General features: G+C 68.5%; 12 protein-coding genes. 4 read left to right on the top strand and 8 right to left on the bottom strand.

Annotation, left to right across the window (positions count from 1 at the left end):
• Position 1: 1 nt before the first annotated feature.
• The 7 genes from ilvC to IE88_RS0102745 all read right to left on the bottom strand — a co-directional run bounded on the left by ilvC (position 2) and on the right by IE88_RS0102745 (position 11692).
• The gene (ilvC, locus tag IE88_RS0102775; protein ID WP_031549879.1) at positions 2-1024 is read right to left on the bottom strand and encodes a ketol-acid reductoisomerase; all 1023 of its coding nucleotides are present in this window, start codon (positions 1022-1024) and stop codon (positions 2-4) included.
• The gene (gene ilvD / locus IE88_RS0102770; RefSeq protein ID WP_031549877.1) at positions 1017-2690 is read right to left on the bottom strand and encodes a dihydroxy-acid dehydratase; all 1674 of its coding nucleotides are present in this window, start codon (positions 2688-2690) and stop codon (positions 1017-1019) included. Before ilvD ends, ilvC begins: the two co-directional genes overlap by 8 nt.
• Positions 2691-3037: 347 nt before the next feature.
• Entirely contained in the window at positions 3038-7507 is a 4470-nt protein-coding gene (gene gltB / locus IE88_RS0102765; protein WP_036766487.1) for a glutamate synthase large subunit, read from the bottom strand.
• Positions 7504-7731: a hypothetical protein gene (locus IE88_RS0102760; RefSeq protein WP_031549872.1), complete on the bottom strand. Its 228-nt coding sequence runs from the start codon at positions 7729-7731 to the stop codon at positions 7504-7506. Before IE88_RS0102760 ends, gltB begins: the two co-directional genes overlap by 4 nt.
• Positions 7728-9215, bottom strand: a complete 1488-nt coding sequence (locus tag IE88_RS0102755) for an NAD(P)-dependent oxidoreductase (RefSeq protein WP_051881482.1) — start codon at positions 9213-9215, stop codon at positions 7728-7730. Before IE88_RS0102755 ends, IE88_RS0102760 begins: the two co-directional genes overlap by 4 nt.
• 138 nt (positions 9216-9353) lie before the next feature.
• A complete protein-coding gene (locus IE88_RS0102750; protein WP_051881431.1) occupies positions 9354-10157 on the bottom strand; it encodes a TorF family putative porin in 804 nt (267 codons plus the stop codon).
• Positions 10158-10309: 152 nt separating this feature from the next.
• Positions 10310-11692, bottom strand: a complete 1383-nt coding sequence (locus tag IE88_RS0102745; RefSeq protein WP_081871392.1) for an ammonium transporter family protein — start codon at positions 11690-11692, stop codon at positions 10310-10312.
• 153 nt (positions 11693-11845) lie between these two features.
• On the opposite strand from IE88_RS0102745, the gene proB reads away from it, so the two are divergent.
• The 3 genes from proB to IE88_RS0102730 are packed head-to-tail and all read left to right on the top strand — an operon-like array spanning position 11846 to position 15452.
• Positions 11846-12925, top strand: coding sequence for a glutamate 5-kinase (proB, locus tag IE88_RS0102740; RefSeq protein ID WP_031549868.1), 1080 nt, complete (start codon positions 11846-11848; stop codon positions 12923-12925).
• A gap of 32 nt (positions 12926-12957) precedes the next feature.
• Positions 12958-13884, top strand: a complete 927-nt coding sequence (locus IE88_RS0102735) for a glycosyltransferase family 2 protein (RefSeq protein WP_036766485.1) — start codon at positions 12958-12960, stop codon at positions 13882-13884.
• A complete protein-coding gene (locus IE88_RS0102730) occupies positions 13881-15452 on the top strand; it encodes a glycosyltransferase family 39 protein (protein WP_031549865.1) in 1572 nt (523 codons plus the stop codon). Before IE88_RS0102735 ends, IE88_RS0102730 begins: the two co-directional genes overlap by 4 nt.
• On the opposite strand, the gene IE88_RS0102725 is transcribed toward IE88_RS0102730, so the two are convergent.
• Positions 15392-16483: a glycosyltransferase family 2 protein gene (locus IE88_RS0102725; protein WP_051881429.1), complete on the bottom strand. Its 1092-nt coding sequence runs from the start codon at positions 16481-16483 to the stop codon at positions 15392-15394. The genes IE88_RS0102730 and IE88_RS0102725 overlap by 61 nt on opposite strands.
• A 216-nt stretch (positions 16484-16699) precedes the next feature.
• Between IE88_RS0102725 and IE88_RS0102720 the strand changes: the two genes are divergently transcribed.
• Positions 16700-17584: a glycosyltransferase family 2 protein gene (locus tag IE88_RS0102720; RefSeq protein ID WP_051881428.1), complete on the top strand. Its 885-nt coding sequence runs from the start codon at positions 16700-16702 to the stop codon at positions 17582-17584.
• Positions 17585-17593: the final 9 nt, after the last annotated feature.

Here is a 17593-nt window from a genome sequence, read left to right as displayed (position 1 = left end):
ATCAGGCTCCTGAATTGTTGTGGCCGGGCTCCAGCCAGGTCATGCGGGAGCGCAGCTTGCGGCCGGTCTCCTCGATCGGATGGTCGAGATCGGCTTGCAGAAGCGCGCTGTATTCGGGCTTTCCGGCCTGGTTTTCGAGGATCCAGTCGCGGGCGAAGCGGCCCGACTGCACGTCCTTCAGCACGGCGCGCATCTTGTCGCGCGTGTTCTCGTCGATGACGCGGGGGCCCGATTTTAGGTCGCCATAGATCGCGGTCTCGGAGATGAACTCGTGCATCTTGGCGAGGCCGCCTTCATGCAGGAGGTCGACGATCAGCTTCAGCTCGTGCAGGCATTCGTAATAGGCGAGCTCGGGCGCATAACCCGCCTCGACCAAGGTCTCGAAACCCATGACGACCAGCTCGGTCGCCCCGCCGCAAAGGACCGCCTGCTCGCCGAAGAGATCGGTCTCGGTCTCGTCCTTGAAGCTCGTCTGGAAGAGCGCGGCGGCCGTCCCGCCGATCCCGTCCGCATAGGCGACGGCGCGGTCCACCGCCTTGCCGGTCGCGTCCTGATGGACCGCGAAGAGGCAGGGCACGCCGCGTCCCTTCTCGAATTCGCGGCGGACCAGGTCGCCCGGGCCTTTGGGCGCGACCAGGATCACGTCGACATCCTTGGGCGGCGTCACCCGTCCGTAGAGAACCGAAAAGCCGTGCGCGAACATCAGCGTATCGCCGGATTTGAGGTTCGGCTTGATGTCGTTCTCGAAGATGTCCGCATGTGCCATGTCGGGCGCGGTCAGGGCGATGAAGCCCGCTTCCTCGGCGGCCTGGGCGGGGGAGAGGACGCGGAAGCCGTCCGCCTCGGCCTTCTCTTCGGAAGGACCGCCGCGCCGCGCGCCGATGATGACGTCGAGGCCCGAATCCTTGAGGTTGCGCGCATGGGCGCGGCCCTGGCTGCCATAGCCGATCACGGCGATGGTCGTCTCGCGCAGCGTCTCCGGCTTGACGTCGTCCTTGGTAAAGACGCGCAGATCTTCAGACATCGGAATCTCCCTCGATGATGGTTGTGGCGCCTTTGCTGGCGGAGCCCACGAGGCGGGCGAACTTGTCGAAATAGCCGCCCATGCGGCGCTGCGGGCGGGGCGTGTAGGCGGCCCTGCGGGCCTGCCAGTCGATGTCGGCATCGATCCGGCGGGTCTCGGGATCGATGGTGACGGTGTCGCCGTCCTCGATCAGCGCGATCGGCCCGCCGACGGCGGCCTCCGGCGAGACATGGCCGATGACGAAGCCGTGGCTCGCGCCGGAGAAGCGCCCATCCGTGATCAGCGCCACCTTGCCCGCGAGGCCCTGGCCTGCCAGCGCGGCGGTGACCTGCAGCATCTCGCGCATGCCGGGGCCGCCGCGCGGACCCTCATGGCGGATGATGACGACCTCGCCTTCGCCGATCTCGCCGCGCTGGACGGCGGCGAAAGTGTCTTCTTCGCATTCGAAGACGCGCGCGGGGCCCGAAAAGCTGCCAGTGGCATAGCCGGCGGTCTTCAGAACAGCGCCCTCCGGTGCGACGTCGCCATAGAGTATGCGCAGGCCGCCGGTGCGCTTGACCGGGTCGTCAAGCGTACGGACGACTTGCTGTCCGGGTGTTTCCTCGGCGGCCGCCAGCTCCTCGAACAGGCTCCTGCCGCTGACGGTCGGGGCGTCCTCGAGCAGCCCCGCCTCCATCAGCCGCTGGCCGAAGACGCGATAGCCGCCGGCGCGGAACAGGTCCTGCGCCAGATAGCGGCCGCCGGGCTTTATGTCGGCGATGACCGGTGTCTCGCGCGAGAGCGCGTCGAAGATGTCGATATCGAAGGGCACGCCCGCTTCGGCCGCGATGGCGGCGAGGTGCAGGACGGCATTGGTCGAACCGCCCGAAGCGACGACGGCGAGGGCCGCATTGCGCAAGGAGGCGGGCGTGACGAAGCGGCGGGCGCCTTCGCCGAGCGCGCTCTTCGCGGCCAGCATGCCGCAGCGATGCGCCTGTTCGGGCTTGTCCTCGTGCTCGGCCGGCGGTTCGCCCGCGCCCATGGGCGCGACGCCCAGGAATGCGAGCGCCATGGCCATGGTATTGGCCGTGAACTGCCCGCCGCAGGAGCCGGCGCCGGGGCAGGCGGCGCGCTCGACCGCATCGAGCGCCTCGTCCGAGATCGCGCCCCTGGCATGCGCGCCGATCGCCTCGAAGGCGTCCTGGATCGACAGGTCCTTGTCGCCCAGGCACCCGGCGGCGATCGTGCCGCCATAGAAGACGACGCCGGGAACATCCATCCGCGCCAGCGCCATGGCGGCGGCGGGGATCGTCTTGTCGCAGCCGACGAGGATCACGGCAGCATCGAGCGCGTGGCCCCGCACGGCCAGCTCGACCGCATCGGTGATCACCTCGCGGCTCATCAGGCTCGCGCGCATGCCTTCGTGGCCCATGGTGATGCCGTCCGAGACGACCGGGGCGCCGAATTCGACCGGCACGCCGCCGCCTTCGCGGATGCCGTCGCAGACCGGCTGCGCCAGCGTCCGCAGATGCATGTTGCAGGGCGTGACCGAGGAATAGGTGTTCACCACCGCGACGATGGGCTTGTCCCAATCGTCGTCCGTCATGCCCACCGCACGCAGCATGGCCCGCGCCGCCGCCCGGCTCGGTCCCTTGGTGATCGCGTCGCTGCGTTTGGTCTGTGTCATGAACGATCTTCTGAATTCAGGTATAAAAAAAGCTCCCCGGGGGGAGCTTCGCGTCGGTGGGCGCACTGCCTAGACCGATGCCGCTCCCGGGGGGCTGCAGGGAATAAGGAGTACGATACGAAGGAGGGCCGGCGCGGCGGCCGGGCCGGGAACGCTGTCAGGGATCGAGACGCCGCATGCCATGGCGCTGCCTTCCGAAGCGAGCGGGACAGGATCGTCCCGATGGGAGACGGCTAACACAGCCCCCATCGCGTCGCAACACGGAAATAGCAAAAAATCGCGAGTTTGCGCTCCGCCAGCGCCTTTGTGGCTAAGGAAAGGCGCGGCGGAGCATCTTCAACCTCAAATCAGAGGCGGGCGGAGACGGCGGAAAGCTCTTCCTCGGCCGGGATGGCCGGAGCGTTCTTGGGCGCCACGACGCGGAAATGGCCGCGCTCGGCGTCCCAATTGGCCAGGAGATCCGCCGCGAGGGCGGAGCCGGTTTCCGCGGCGTGCCGCTCGATCAGCGCGCGGCAATCCGCCTCCTGATCGCCGAGGTCCCGCCAGCTGATATGCTCGAGATTGGCCAGGGCTTCGAGCGAGTCCTGGGGGTCGTAGACGAACGCCCTGCCGCCGGTCATGCCGGCCGCGAAATTGTCGCCGATGGGGCCGAGGATCGCGACCGTGCCGCCGGTCATGTATTCGCAGCCATTCGAGCCGCAGCCCTCGACCACGGCCGTCGCGCCGGAATTCCTGACCGCGAAGCGCTCGCCCGCGCGGCCGGCGGCGAAGAGGCTGCCGGAGGTCGCGCCGTAAAGGCAGGTATTGCCGACCGCCGTTCCGCCGGGCTTCTCTCCCGAGAAACCGCGCACGACGATCTCGGCGCCCGACAGGCCCTTGCCGACATAGTCGTTGGCATCGCCCTCGACCTCGATCCGCAGGCCCTTGGCGCCGAACACGCCGAGCGACTGGCCGGCCGAGCCGTAGAGGCGCACGGTGAGATGGCCTTCGGGCAGGCTGTTGCCGAACCATTTGACGATGTGGTGGCTCGTCCGCGCGCCGACGCCTCTGTGCGTGTTCTGCACCGTATAGGTCAGCTGCATCTTCTCGCGGCGTTTCCAGACGGGCGCCGCATCGGCCACGATCTGCGCATCGAGCGTCGGATCGGGCTCTCGCCGGTGCGTCCTGTCCGAGCGCGGCGGCATCGGCCCCTCATTGGCGCGGACCAGGACCGGGTTGAGGTCGAGATCGTCGAGCAGGTCCGAGCCGCGGCTGACCTGCCGCAGCAGGTCCGAGCGCCCGATCACCTCGTCGAGCGAGGTCGCGCCGAGTTCGGCCAGGATCTCGCGCACCTCCTCGGCCATGAAGGTCATCAGGTTCACGACCTGCTCGGCCGTGCCGACGAATTTCTCGCGCAGGGCCGGGTCCTGCGTGCAGACCCCGACGGGGCAGGTGTTCGAATGGCACTGGCGCACCATGAGGCAGCCCATGGCGACGAGGCTCAAGGTCCCGATGCCGTATTCCTCCGCGCCCAGCATGGCGGCGGTGACGATGTCGCGCCCGGTCCTCAGGCCGCCATCGGTCCGCAAGGTCACGTCGCCGCGCAGATCGTTCAGCGTCAGGACCTGATTGGCCTCGGCGAGGCCGAGTTCCCAAGGGGAGCCTGCGAATTTGATCGAGGTCTGCGGGCTCGCCCCCGTGCCGCCGACATGGCCCGAGATCAGGATCGCGTCGGCCTTGGCCTTGGCCACGCCCGCCGCGATCGTGCCGACGCCGGCCGAGCTGACGAGCTTCACGCAGACCCTCGCTTCGGGATTGATCTGCTTGAGGTCGTAGATCAGCTGGGCGAGGTCCTCGATCGAATAGATGTCGTGATGGGGCGGGGGAGAGATCAGCGTCACGCCCTCGGTCGCGTGGCGCAGCCGCGCGATATAGGCGTTGACCTTGAAGCCCGGCAGCTGGCCGCCCTCGCCGGGCTTGGCGCCCTGCGCGACCTTGATCTCGATCTCGCGGCACTGGTTGAGGTATTCCGCCGTCACGCCGAAGCGGCCGGACGCGACCTGCTTGATCGCCGAGTTCATGTTGTCGCCGTTCGGCATGGCTTCGTAGCGGGCGGGATCCTCGCCGCCTTCGCCCGAGACCGATTTCGCGCCGATCCGGTTCATCGCGACATTGAGCGCGCCATGCGCCTCGGGGCTGAGGGCGCCGAGCGACATGCCGGGGGTCACGAAGCGCTGGCGGATGGCGTTGACGCTTTCGACCTGTTCGAGAGGGATCGGCTCCCTCACGCGGCGGAAGGTCAGGAGGTCGCGAAGCTGGATCGGCCCTTGGGTGTTCAGCGCCTTCGAGAAGCGCTTATAGGTTCCGTAGTCGTCATTGCGCACCGCCGTCTGCAGGTCGCTGACGAGCTTCGCCTCATAGGCATGGCGTTCGCCATGGCTGCGCACGCGGTAGAAGCTGCCCACGGGAAGGCGTTCGAGCTCGTCGGGGTCCTGCGGCCAGGCCCGCTCGTGAAGCTCTCCGCCCGCCCGTTCGAGGCCGGACAGGCCGATGCCGGAAATGCGCGAGGAGGCTTCGGGGAAGAACTCCGCGAGCAGCGTCCGGGACAGGCCCAGCGTCTCGAAATTGCACCCGCCCCGATAGGCCGAGAGGACCGAGACGCCCATTTTGGAGAGGATCTTGAGAAGGCCGTTCTCCACGGCCGTCCGGTAGGCGGTCACCGCCTCTTCGACGGTGACGCCGCGATATTTTCCGGCCTCGATGCGCGAGGCGATGGTTTCGAGCGCGAGATAGGGGTTCACGCAGGTCGCGCCGACGCCGATCAGGACCGCCGCGTAGTGGCTGTCCACGCATTCGGCGGCCCGCACGGTGAGAGAGCAGGACGAGCGCAGGCCTTCCTCGATGAGGCGGCGATGCACGCCGCCCGCGGCCAGCACCATGGGCACGGGCAGGCGGCCGGGCCCCTGGGCCTCGTCGGTCAGGACCACATGGTCCGCGCCGCTGCGCACGGCCGCGCAGGCCTCGTCGCGGATCCGGTCCAGCGCCTCGCGCAGCGCCTCGCCGCGCCCGTCGCCGCCCTCATAGGTGCAGTCGACGACATGCATGCCGAGCTTCTGCGTCATGCGGGCATACATGCCGTTGGTCAGCACGGGGCTGTCGAGGACGAAGACATTCGTCTGCGTCTCGTCCTCGGCCAGGATATTGCCGAGATTCTTGAAGCGGGTCTTGAGCGACATGACCCGGCCCTCGCGAAGCGGGTCGATGGGCGGGTTCGTCACCTGGCTGAAGCGCTGGCGGAAATAATGGGGCAGGGGGCGGTACTGGTCGGACAGGACGGCGAGCGGCGTGTCGTCCCCCATCGAGCCGATCGCCTCCTTGCCCTCGAGCACCATGGGCTTGAGGATCAGCTCGAGGTCTTCCTGCGTATAGCCCGCGCCGATCTGGCGGCGGCGAAGCTCGAGCTCCTCGAAGAGGCGCTCCTCCGGCCCCGGAACGATCTCCTCGTCGAGCTGCTGCACATTGCCGAGCCACTGCGAATAGGGATGGGCGGCGGTCAGGTGTTCGAGCGTCTGGCCCGCATCGTAGAAGCGGCCCTCCTGGAGGTCGACGGCGATCATGCCGCCCGCCGGGACCGCGCCGCGCTGCTTCACGGTCTTGTCCCCCAAGGGGCACATGCCGCTTTCCGAGCCGACCGTCAGAAGGCCGTCCGTGGTTACCGCATAGCGCAGCGGCCGGAGGCCATTGCGGTCGAGCCCCGCCACCGCCCAGCGGCCATCGAAGGCGCAGACGGCGGCCGGGCCGTCCCAGGGCTCCATCACGGCGTTGCAGTATTCGTAGAAGGCGCGGACCTCCGGGCTCATGATCGACTGGCGCTTGGACCAGGCTTCGGGGATCAGGAGCGCCTTGGCCATGGGCGCCGAGCGGCCGCCATGGACCAGAACCTCGAACACCGCGTCGAGCGCGGCCGAATCCGAGCTTTGCGGCTGGATCACCGGTTTGACGTCCTCGTCATGCGCGCCGAAGGCATGCGAGGTCATCTTCACCTCGTGGCTGCGCATCCAGTTGATGTTGCCGCGCAGCGTGTTGATCTCGCCGTTATGGGCCAGCATGCGAAAGGGCTGGGCGAGCCGCCATTGCGGGAAGGTGTTGGTCGAATAGCGCTGGTGGAAGATCGCGAAGGAGGAGACGAAGCGCTCGTCCTTGAGGTCGAGATAGAAGCTGTCGATGTCCCCGGCGAGGAACATGCCCTTGTAGATGACGTCGCGCGGAGAGAGCGAGCAGACATAGAAGTCGGGCAGGCGCTCGGCGAGGGCCTGCTTCTCGATCCGCCTGCGGACGATGAACAGCGCGCGTTCCAGCGTGGACTGGTCGCGGCCCTGCGGATCGTAGAACAGGATCTGTTCGATCTCGGGGCGGGCATCGTTCGCCTTGGTCCCGATCACGGTCGAATCGATCGGCGCCTGCCGCCAGCCGTAAAGGCGGAAGCCGAAGCGCAGGATCTCGGTCTCGACGATGGCGCGGGCGCGGTCCTGGCCGGTGAAATCCGTCCGGGGCAGGAAGATCATGCCGACGCAGACATCGGCATTGCCCGGCATGTGGCCCGCCCGCGCGACCTTCTCCTTGAAGAAGTCCTGGGCCACGTCGAGCCTGACGCCCGCGCCGTCGCCCGTCTTGCCGTCGGCCGCGACAGCGCCCCTGTGCCAGACCGCCTTGAGGGCATCGATCGCCTTGGTGACGACCTCGCGCCGCGGCTTGCCGTCGATCGCGGCGATCAGGCCGACGCCGCAGGCATCGTGCTCGTCGGCCGGGTCATAGAGTCCGAAGGGTTCGTTGTTCATTGTTCGTACTCTTTTGTATCAACCCAAGCATCTGCCGGAATTTGAAAGCGTTCCGTGCAAATCTCTTTGCAGATGTCGAAAGTGTCTTGGAGGTGGTCCTCCTCTGCGTAAGAAGACGACGCCGTTTTGTACACGTACATGTAGACCCCTTCCGGGGCGGCTTGGAGAACGACTTTCGCCGCTCCTTGCCATTCGCCCTCCGCAATTTCCGTCCGGCTCTTCATTTCGCCGCCACCGGCTCCTGCACGCGCGGATCGTAGCGCGTCGACTGCTCGCCGACCGTCGCGACGCCATGCGGCATTTCGCCTGCGCGCAGGAAGTCGTGAATGCCCGCCGCGGCCTTGCGCCCGTCATGGATCGCCCAGACGACGAGGCTCGCGCCGCGCACGATGTCTCCGGCCGCGAAAACTCCCGGCAGCGAGGTCTCGAAGCTCGAAGGGTCGGCCTTGAGCGTGCCCCAGCGCGTCAGCGCGAGGTCCGGCTCGCCGAAGGCGCCGGGCAGGTCCTCGGGGCTGAAGCCGAGCGCCTTGATGACCATGTCGGCGTCGAGATCGGCGTCTTCGCCGGGCACTTCCTCGGGGCTCTGGCGGCCCGACTGGTCGGGCGGCCCCAGGCGCATCCTCGCGACCCGGACGCCTGCCAGGGCTTCGGCCTCGCCGAGAACGCTTTTCGGGTTGGACAGCCAGCGGAAGACGACGCCTTCCTCTTCGGCATTCAGAACCTCCCGCGCCGAGCCCGGCATGTTCTCCCGGTCGCGGCGATAGAGGCAGGTGACGGAGGCCGCGTCCTGGCGGATCGCCGTGCGCACGCAGTCCATGGCCGTGTCGCCGCCGCCGACCACGACGACGCGCTTGCCGCGCGCATCCATCTCGCCGCTGTCGAAATCGGGAACGGCATCGCCGAGCCCCTTGCGGTTCGAAGCGGTCAGGTAATCGAGCGCGCGGATGACGCCCTTGCTGCCCGCGCCGGGCACGGAGAGGTCGCGCGCCTTGTAGACCCCGGTGGCGATGAGGATCGCGTCGTGCTTCTCGCGCAGCTCGGAGAAGGGCAGGGTGCCCCCGACATCGGCGTTCTGGACGAATTCCACGCCCGAATCCTGAAGGCGCTGCACGCGGCGCGCGACCACGTCCTTTTCGAGCTTGAAGCCCGGAATGCCGTAGATCATCAGCCCGCCCGCCCGGTCATAGCGGTCATAGACGGTGATCTTGTAGCCCAGATGGCGCAGCTGATCGGCTGCCGACAGGCCCGCCGGCCCCGCGCCGACGATGCCGACGGACTGGTCCCGTTCGCGCTTGGGGGTGACCGGCTTCACCCAGCCATTCTTCCAGGCATTGTCCGTGATGTACTGCTCGACCGCGCCGATTGTCACCGTGCCGTGGCCGGATTGCTCGATCACGCAGGAGCCTTCGCAGAGGCGGTCCTGCGGGCAGATCCGGCCGCAGATCTCGGGCATGTTCGAGGTCGCGGTCGAAAGCTCGTAGGCCTCGCGCAGGTCGCCCTCTGCGGCGAGGCGGAGCCAGTCGGGGATGTGATTGCCCAGGGGGCAGCCCGACGAACAGAAGGGCACGCCGCATTGCGAGCAGCGCGAGGCCTGCGCCTCGGCCTGGCGCTCCTGGAACCCCGCATAGATCTCCTCGAAGTCCTCGCGCCGAAGCTCGGGCGCGCGCTTGTCTGGCGTGCGGCGAGGCTCGGTGACGAAGCGCAGCATGTCGGTCATGCGGGAGGAACTCCTGACGGCTTTCGGAATGCCCTGTGGCGGGCGCCTCACGCAACTACGCCCCCGCGGACAAAATGTCCACGTGGGGCGCAGTTTTTAGCGTTTTGTATCGCGCGCTGAGCGCGCGCGTCAGAAGCTCTTGCCGACGGTGAAGACCACCGTGCCGCCATAGAGGTCTTCGGCGGCATCTTCCAGATCGTCCGCGACGACCGGATCGAGGCCCATATCGTCGAAATCGGTGTCCGCATCGGTCGCAACATAGGCGGCCGAGAAATCGAGGCCGATGGCCGACAGGCTGACGCCGGCCGACCAGTCGAGCTGGTCGTCGCCCGAATAGACGAAGGCGCCGTCGGTATAGCCGAGATGCAGGTCGAGGCTGAGGCCGCTCTCGCCGAGGCCGAAGCCCGCATCGGTATAGACGTAGAGGTTGTCGCCGCCCGCATTGTCCTGGTCCGGCACCCAGGCGATCCCGCCCGTCACGCTGCCCGCGCCGATGCTGCCCGAGGCCGAGCCGTAGACTTCCCAGTATTCCGTATTGTCGGATCCGGGATAGAAATAGCCGATCACGCCGACGTCGAAGGCGACGGCTTCGGTGCCGAAGGCATAGCCGCCGTAAAGATCGAGTTCCGTCTCGGAGCCCGATTCGAAGACGGGAAGCCCGTCAATGCCGACATCGATGTTGGAGCCGTAGCCTTCGATGCTGGAAGCCCATGTGCCCAGATAGAAGCCGCTGTCGAGGCTCGCATCGAAGCCGCCCTGGATGGCGAAATCGCCTTCGGAGAAGGAGACCCCGCGGAAGCGGTAATCGGAGGTGAAGGCGACATTCGCCGACAGGCTCAGTCCGTCCACCGTGTCCTGCGCCGCGGCCGGCGCCAGCGCCGCTCCAGCGGCAAGCAGCGCTGCGCCCGTCAGGCATCCTTGGAATTTACGCATTTCGAGTTGTCCCTCGCTTCTCTTCGGCTGGCCCATCCTCTCGGGATGCGGGCGCAGCTCCCCTGTCGCGTCCGACGGGCTCCCCCCGCTGGCCGCTGGTTCCGGCGTCCCGCCGCCCGTCGAAGGGGCGGGACGCCACCGATCCGTTGAAATCAGGCCGTGCTGGCCGCCGTCTGCCGGCTCGGCGCCCCCATGGCCGTCGGCGAGGAGGAGGCGCCTTCGGGAACGCCGTCCACGAATTCCGGATAGGCTTCGAGGCCGAGTTCCGACGCGTCGCCGCCGATCAGCTCTTCTTCGGGCGACAGACGGATCCCGATGGTCACCTTGAGGACGAACCAGAGGATCGCCGAGGTTGGAATGACCCAGGCCGCGACCGCCGCCACGCCGATCAGCTGCGCGACGAAGCTCGCATCCGGATTGGTCACCGGCACGACCAGCGTGCCGAAAATGCCGGCGAAGAGGTGCACCGGGATGGCGCCGACCACGTCGTCGATCTTGACCTTGTCGAGAAGCGGGATCGCGAAGGTGACGATGGTCGCGCCCACGGCGCCAATCAGGATCGCGGCGCCGACACTCGGCGTCAGCGGCTCGGCCGTGATCGACACGAGGCCCGCCAGCGCGCCGTTCAGGACCATGGTCAGGTCGACCTTCTTGTACAGCGCCTTGGTGAGCACGGTCGCCGCCAATGCGCCGCCCGCCGCCGCCATGTTGGTGTTGGCGAAGATGCGGCTGACCGCGATCGCGTCGGGCGCCGTGCCGAGCGCGAGCTGGGAGGCGCCGTTGAAGCCGAACCAGCCGAGCCAGAGGATGAAGGTCCCGAGCGTCGCCAGGGGCAGTGAGCTGCCCGGCATGGGCGCGACCCGGCCGCCGACATATTTGCCCGTGCGCGGCCCGAGCAGCAGCACGCCGGTCAGCGCGGCCCAGCCGCCGACCGAATGCACGATGGTCGAACCGGCGAAATCGTTGAAGCCCAGGCCGTCGAGCCAGCCGCCGCCCCACTTCCACGACCCCTGGATCGGATAGATCAGCGCGGTGAGGACCAGCACGAAGGCCAGGAACGGAAACAGCTTCACCCGCTCGGCCACGGCGCCAGACACGATCGAGGCGGCGGTGGCGACGAAGACCATCTGGAAGAACCAGTCGGAATGGGCGGCATAACCGCCGGCTTCTGCGGTGACCGCTTCGGCGCCGGGCGCGCCTTCGCCGGCATTCCAGATCGAGAAGCTGCCGATCCAGCTCTCGACGCCGTCATACATGAGGTCGTAGCCGATCAGATAATACATCACGCCGGCCAGCGCGTAGAGCGCGATGTTCTTCAGGCAGATGTCGGCCACGTTCTTGGTCCGCACGAGCCCGGCCTCGAGCATGCAGAAGCCCGCGGCCATGAACATGACCAGCACGCCGCCGAACAGGAACAGGAAGCTGTTCAGGATGAACTGCGTCTCGGCCGTCGTCTGCGCCATCGCGCCGCTGCTCCACGCCGCGCCTGCCGCTGCTGCCGTGAGCGCCACGCCCACTCTTCTTCGCCCTCGCATCTCGATCTCCCTCGCCGATTCTGATCACGGTTGCGCAAGATAGAAGCAACCGATTGTGCGACGCAATAGGCATGCGCAACTAACTGCTAATTCGCGTCGCGAGCATGGATCATCCGACTGGAAAACGGTGGGGCCGCTTGCTAATGCGTCGAGGTGGCCGATCCCCTTCCTTCAGCAGCGTCTGCACTCCTGCGCGGCAGCCGGCGGCTGGTCGTGAAGATCGGCTCGTCCCTTCTCGCGCCTCCGGAAGGCATGACAGGAGCCGATATCCAGGGACTCGCCGCTGATCTCGCCGCCTTCAGCGGCGAGGTGACGGTGGTCACTTCGGGCGCAGTGGCATCGGGTCGCCGGATCGCCCGAATCACCGGGGATGGCTTGGCCAGCCGTCAGGCACTCTCGGCTACAGGTCAGATCGCCCTGATGGCGCGATGGCAGGAGGCGCTCGCCGCGGAGGGGCTGACAGCGGCGCAGATCCTCCTGACGGCGGACGTGCTGGAGGACAGGACCCGCTACCTCAATGCGAGGGCGGCCTTCCGGGCGCTGCACGCCGCCGGGATCGTGCCGCTCGTCAACGAGAACGATGCCGTCGCCACCCAGGAACTGCGCGCCGGCGACAATGACCGTCTCGCGGCGCAGACGGCGGGGCTTCTCGATGCCGACACGCTGGTCCTCCTGTCCGATGTGGACGGGCTTTACGACCGGCCGCCGGGCGAGCCGGGAGCGCGGCACAGGCCCGCTCTGTCGCGCAGGGAACTGGCCGGTCTCGACCTCGGCGGCATGGAAAGCCGATCCGGCGTCGGAACCGGCGGCATGGCGAGCAAGCTGCGCGCGGCCGCCCTCGCTTCGAGTTGGGGCGTCGGCGTGATCATCGCCTCGGGCATGCCGGCCCGGCCCTTGCGGGCGCTTCTGTCGGGAGAGGCGAAGGCGACCGTGATCGAGGCCGCAGCGGCTCCGATGCCCGCGCGCCGGCGCTGGCTGTCGGGCCGCAGCGTCGCGGCCGCAAGGGTCTTCATCGATGCCGGCGCCGCGCAGGCGCTGGCTGCGGGCAACAGCCTTCTGGCGGTGGGCGTGAAGGGGAGCGAGGGGCGTTTCGAGGCCGGCGACCTTCTCGCGGTCGAGGCGGAGGGAGAGACGATCGGCTATGGTCTCGCCGCCTGCAGCGATGCGGCGCTCTCGGCGGGTAAGGCGCGTCTCGTCCTGCACCGGGACGACCTTGTGCTCGAAGCCCGCTAGAGCAGGCCCGCTGCCCGTGCTAGCGGGCTCTTATGCCGCGCATCTCAGTGGTCATTCCCACCTTCCGGCGCCCCGGGCGCGTGACGCGCGCCGTCGCCGACGCGCTCGGCCAGACCTTCGAGGATATCGAGGTCGTCGTGGTGGTCGACGGCCTCGACGACGAAACGCGCGCCGCCCTCGAAGCCATTCATGACCGGCGCCTGCGCGTGCTCCTGCCGCCGCGCAATCTCGGCAATGCCGGGGCGCGGAATTTCGGCATCGCCGCCGCTCGGGGGGAGTGGATCGCGCTGCTCGACGACGACGATGCCTGGGCGGCGGAGAAACTGGCCGTCCAGATGGATGCGGCCGAAGCCTCGTCGGTCCCGCTGCCGCTGGTCAGCTGCCGCCTCATCGCCCGGCACGAACGGGCGCGCTATGCCTGGCCACGCCGCCTGCCCGGCTCCTCGCAGCCGATCAGCGAATACCTGTTCTGCCGCCGGCGGCCGAGCACGGGAGAGGGGCTCGTCCAGACCTCCACGATCCTCGCGCCGAAGACCCTGTTCGAGGCCGTTCCCTTCGACGAGGCGCTGTCGCGCTATGTCGATCTCGACTGGGTCCTGCGGGCCGGTCAGCGGGGCGATGTCGGCCTCGTCTTCGCCGGCAGGGCGCCGCTCGCGACATGGTCGATCGACGAGGACCGCCCCCGGATTTCCAACGAGGCGGACTGGCGCTGGGACGTGGAGTGGATCCGGGCGCGCCGCCACCTCGTCACGAAGAGGGCTTACGGCGCCTATCTCCTGACCCTTGCCAGCATCAGGGCCCGCAGGGCCGAAGACCGCAGCGCCTTCTGGCCGCTTCTGCGCGAGGCGCTGGCTGAGGGCCGGGTCTCGCCTGCGGAACTGGCCTTCCACCTCGGCAACGCCCTCCTGCCCCCCAGCCTGCGCGAGCGCCTGACGGCGAGAGAGAAGCCGAAGGCGTGAGCGTCTGGCAGCCGCATCTTCAGGAGGCCCGCAGGGCGGCGGGCGGATCGCGCCTCACCGAGCGCGGAGCCGCGATCGGCCTTCTGGTTCTCTGCTTCGGCCTGATGATGTTCGCCTTCCTCGACGGCATGGGGCCGCGGGACGCCGAGCGCTATATCCGCGCCGCGCTCGTCTGGGCCGAAGAGGGGCCGACGCTGGGAGAGACCCATTGGGCGCTGCGCTATCCCATCGTGCTGCCGGTCGCGGCAGCCTTCCGGCTCTTCGGGCCGTCGGAAATCGCAGCCAGCGCCGTCTGCGCGGCCTTCGTGGCGGGGCTCGTGGCCGTCACCTTCATCTATGGGCGGCGGCATCTGGGGCGTCGCGCCGGAACGCTCGCCGCCCTGTTCACCGCGACATCCGCCTTTCTGGCCGCGCAGGCTTTCGAGGTCAGGATCTACGCGCCCGAGATGTTCCTTGCGGCCTGGGGCGCGTGGCTGCTGGTCGAGGGGCTCAAGACCGGCAGCGTGCGGCGGCTCTATCTGGCGGGCCTGCTCGCCGGCGGGGCCTGGCTCTGCCGCGAGACGGCCGTGTTCCTGCCGGTCGTCTTCGGTCTCGTCAGCTTCTATGCCTTCCGCTTCCGCCTCGTGCCGCTGCTCGCGTCGAGCGCCGGTTTCCTGACCGTCCTCGCCGCCGAACTCGCCGCCTATTGGCTGATCGCCGGCGACCCGCTCTACCGTCTCACCATCAGCTCCGGGCACGAGGTCATCAATGCCGGCGGCGAGGCGCCGGAGGCGGTGGCGGTTCCCGTCGCCACGCCGCTGCAGGGCAATCCGCTGATCGAGCTTCTGACGACGCCGAACGTGACGCCCTTCCTTCTGGCGGCCCTTCTCCTGGCGCTGCTGGCGCCGCGCCGCGTCTTCGCTCCGCTCTCGCCCGTCGCCCTGGTGTTCGGCGGCGGGGCGGCGCTGTCCTATCTCATCTCTTCCTTCGCCCTTCGGCTCGAAGAGGCGCTCTACACGCCCATCCTGCCCTATGCGGCCGTCCTGCTCTGCGCCGTCGCGCTCGGCCATGCCCGGCCGCGAATCGGGAAATCGGGCGTAGCGGCGGCGAGCGTCGGCCTGATCGCGGCCTCTCTGGCCGCGGCGGATTTCCGCGATTACGACGAATATGCCGAAGCGCGCCATCTTGCGCGCCTTCTGGAATCGGACGCCCTCGCAGGCGAAAGAGTGGCCACCGACCCCGTCAATGCGAACAGGACGCAGCTTCTTCTCGACCTAGGGGACGGGAAGGATGGCGCGCAGGCCGCGCGCGTCTACGGGACGGAGGAGCCCTGTGCGGGCGCCTTGGCATTCACGGGACGGCCGAAAGGACAGACCGGCGGCCTTCGTCCCGGGCCGGACTGGGCCCTGTTGAGCGAGGCTGAAATCCGCCGGGTGTCCTGGACGAGAAGCCTGGTCCGCCGAGTGCCGGAGAGCGTCCTGCCGGGCAAGATCGTGCAGGTGACGGCCGAGCCCGAACCGGTCCGTCTCTACCGCGTCGGACCTTCGAGCAGGCCCTGCCGGGCCGAAGACGGCGTCTTCAGCGACTGAGCGGCCCTGCGCAGGCGGCGCGCCTGCCGCCTGATGCGTGGACGCTGCCGCATCTGCGTGCGGAGCCCGGTCCCGACGAGCACGAGCGCGAAGGCTACGCTCGCATAGAGGTGATAGGTCCAGTGCAGCGCGGCGCCCGCCACGGCCAGGCGCCGCGAATTCCTGCCGAGGAGGCGCAGGAGGCGCCTGTTGCTCCACAGATAGGCGGCGGCGAAGCCGAGCGTGGCGAACCAGACGAGCGGCACGAAGAGCGCCACCAGTGCGGAGGCCCAGACCCCATGCGCGAGGACGCTCTTTTCCTTCTCGCGGCCGCCCGTATTGAGGGTGTCGCCGAGGCGGCCCTCGATCATCAGCTTCGACCAGGGCAGGGCGCGCACGAAGACATCCGTGTGCCAGAGCTGGCGGATCGTCCAGTTCTTGAGGTGATCGCCCTGCGCCTGGGGGACGAGGAGGATGCGCCCGCCCTGCTCGCGCAGGCGGAGGCCGAGTTCCACGTCCTCGATGCAGGGGCGGTCATAGGACAGATCGAAGCCGCCCGCGCGCAGGAAGGCCGCCCGGTCCACCGCGCCGAGGCCCGACCAGAAGGTCATCGCCTCGCCGGGCGCTTCGGCATGGGTGTGATGGTGCCTCAGATTGGCATAGCGGCCCGCATAGTTCTTGACCGGAGAGCGTGCGCCATAGGCGCCGAAAGCGGCCACGACGCCCGCTTCGCGCGCGACGCGCGCAGCAAGGAGGCCGGGCGCGCCGGGCTGAACGGCGACATCGGCATCGACGAAGACGACCGTGCGGGTCGAGGCGGCCTCGGCGCCGATATTGCGGCCCCGCGCCGGGCCCTGGTTCGGTCCGTCATTGCGCAGGACGCGCGCGCCATGCGCCCTCGCGATCGCGCGCGTGTCGTCGGTGGAGCCGTCGTCATAGACGAGAATTTCCGCAGGAGCGGGCATGGCCCGGCCGAGGCTCTCCAGGCACGCGCCGAGCGTCTCGGCGGCGTTATAGGCTGGAATGACGACGCTGAACGCGCTCGACTTCATGCAATCCCTCTTTCATCCGCCGTCCTCCGAGACCCCTCCCGCGGGGATGCAGCGGCTTTCACTCACTCCATGCCCGAACAGCGCGTTAAGACTTCCGTTACCGCGACTATTTGCGGATTGTTAGGCATTTCTTGTGCCATGCGGCGGGAAGCGAGAGGCTTGACGCAGACGTGAAGGCGCTGGCGCTGCGGCCATTTGGGGATTAGGCCCGCTCCCATGTCCGACAGCTCCGCTTTTCCCGCCCGCCCCGGCAAAGCGCCTCAGATCAGCGTGATCGTGCCCACCTATCAGCGGCCCGGAACGCTGCGCGCCTGCCTCAAGGCGCTGGCGGAAAGCGACGGGGTGACCTTCGAGGTGGTGGTCGTCGATGACGGCTCGGACCCGCCGGCCGAGGCGGCGGCGCTCGGCGTGGCGGGGCTGCCGATGCGATATCAGCGGCAGGAAAACGCCGGTCCCGCTTCGGCACGCAATCGAGGGGCGAGGCTGGCGAAGGCGCCGCTTCTCGCTTTCACCGACGATGATTGCCGTCCCGATCCGGGATGGCTCGCCGCCATGGTCTCCGCGCTGGAAAAAGCGCCCGACGCTCTGGTCGGCGGGCGCACGGTGAACGCGCTGGCGGGCGACGTCTATGCCGAGGCGAGCCAGGACCTGATCGGCTTCCTGCACGAGCGCGGCGGCGCGGATGCGGGCTATTTCGCCTCCAACAATATCGCCTGTTCGAAAGCCGACTTCGAGGCGATGGGCGGTTTCGACGAGCGCTTCCCGCTCGCAGCCGGAGAGGACCGGGACCTCGGCCTGCGCTGGGGCAGGAGCGGGCGTCCGCTGGTGCTCGAACCGCGCGCGCTGATGCATCACCATCACGCGCTCAGCCTGAGGCGCTTCTGGCGCCAGCATTCCAATTACGGGCGCGGCGCGGCGCATCTTCGCGGCCTCGGCGAAGAGGGCGGGGGGCACAGCTTCTCGGGGCCCTCTTTCTATGCCCGCCTCGTCACCTATCCCCTGCGCGCAGGAGGCAAGAAGGCCCTCCGGCGTTCCGCGCTCCTGGGCCTCGCTCAGGCCGCCACCGCCTGGGGCTTTTTCCGCCAGAGCCGCGCGCGCTGAAGCCGGGGG

This window comes from Parvularcula oceani, from assembly GCF_000733125.1.
Lineage (GTDB): Bacteria > Pseudomonadota > Alphaproteobacteria > Caulobacterales > Parvularculaceae > Parvularcula > Parvularcula oceani.
Note: the sequence above shows the minus strand (reverse complement) of the source record. Positions and strands in the feature narration are given on the sequence as shown.

What these genes read in the sequence shown, in the direction of transcription:
- IE88_RS0102760 (WP_031549872.1), bottom strand. Translation starts at nt 7,731, where the DNA reads ATGAAGAGCCGGACGGAAATTGCGGAGGGCGAATGGCAAGGAGCGGCG.
- IE88_RS0102725 (WP_051881429.1), bottom strand. Translation starts at nt 16,483, where the DNA reads ATGAAGTCGAGCGCGTTCAGCGTCGTCATTCCAGCCTATAACGCCGCC.
- IE88_RS0102755 (WP_051881482.1), bottom strand. Translation starts at nt 9,215, where the DNA reads ATGCTGCGCTTCGTCACCGAGCCTCGCCGCACGCCAGACAAGCGCGCG.
- IE88_RS0102720 (WP_051881428.1), top strand. Translation starts at nt 16,700, where the DNA reads ATGTCCGACAGCTCCGCTTTTCCCGCCCGCCCCGGCAAAGCGCCTCAG.
- IE88_RS0102750 (WP_051881431.1), bottom strand. Translation starts at nt 10,157, where the DNA reads ATGCGTAAATTCCAAGGATGCCTGACGGGCGCAGCGCTGCTTGCCGCT.
- gltB (WP_036766487.1), bottom strand. Translation starts at nt 7,507, where the DNA reads ATGAACAACGAACCCTTCGGACTCTATGACCCGGCCGACGAGCACGAT.
- ilvD (WP_031549877.1), bottom strand. Translation starts at nt 2,690, where the DNA reads ATGACACAGACCAAACGCAGCGACGCGATCACCAAGGGACCGAGCCGG.
- IE88_RS0102735 (WP_036766485.1), top strand. Translation starts at nt 12,958, where the DNA reads ATGCCGCGCATCTCAGTGGTCATTCCCACCTTCCGGCGCCCCGGGCGC.
- IE88_RS0102745 (WP_081871392.1), bottom strand. Translation starts at nt 11,692, where the DNA reads ATGCGAGGGCGAAGAAGAGTGGGCGTGGCGCTCACGGCAGCAGCGGCA.
- ilvC (WP_031549879.1), bottom strand. Translation starts at nt 1,024, where the DNA reads ATGTCTGAAGATCTGCGCGTCTTTACCAAGGACGACGTCAAGCCGGAG.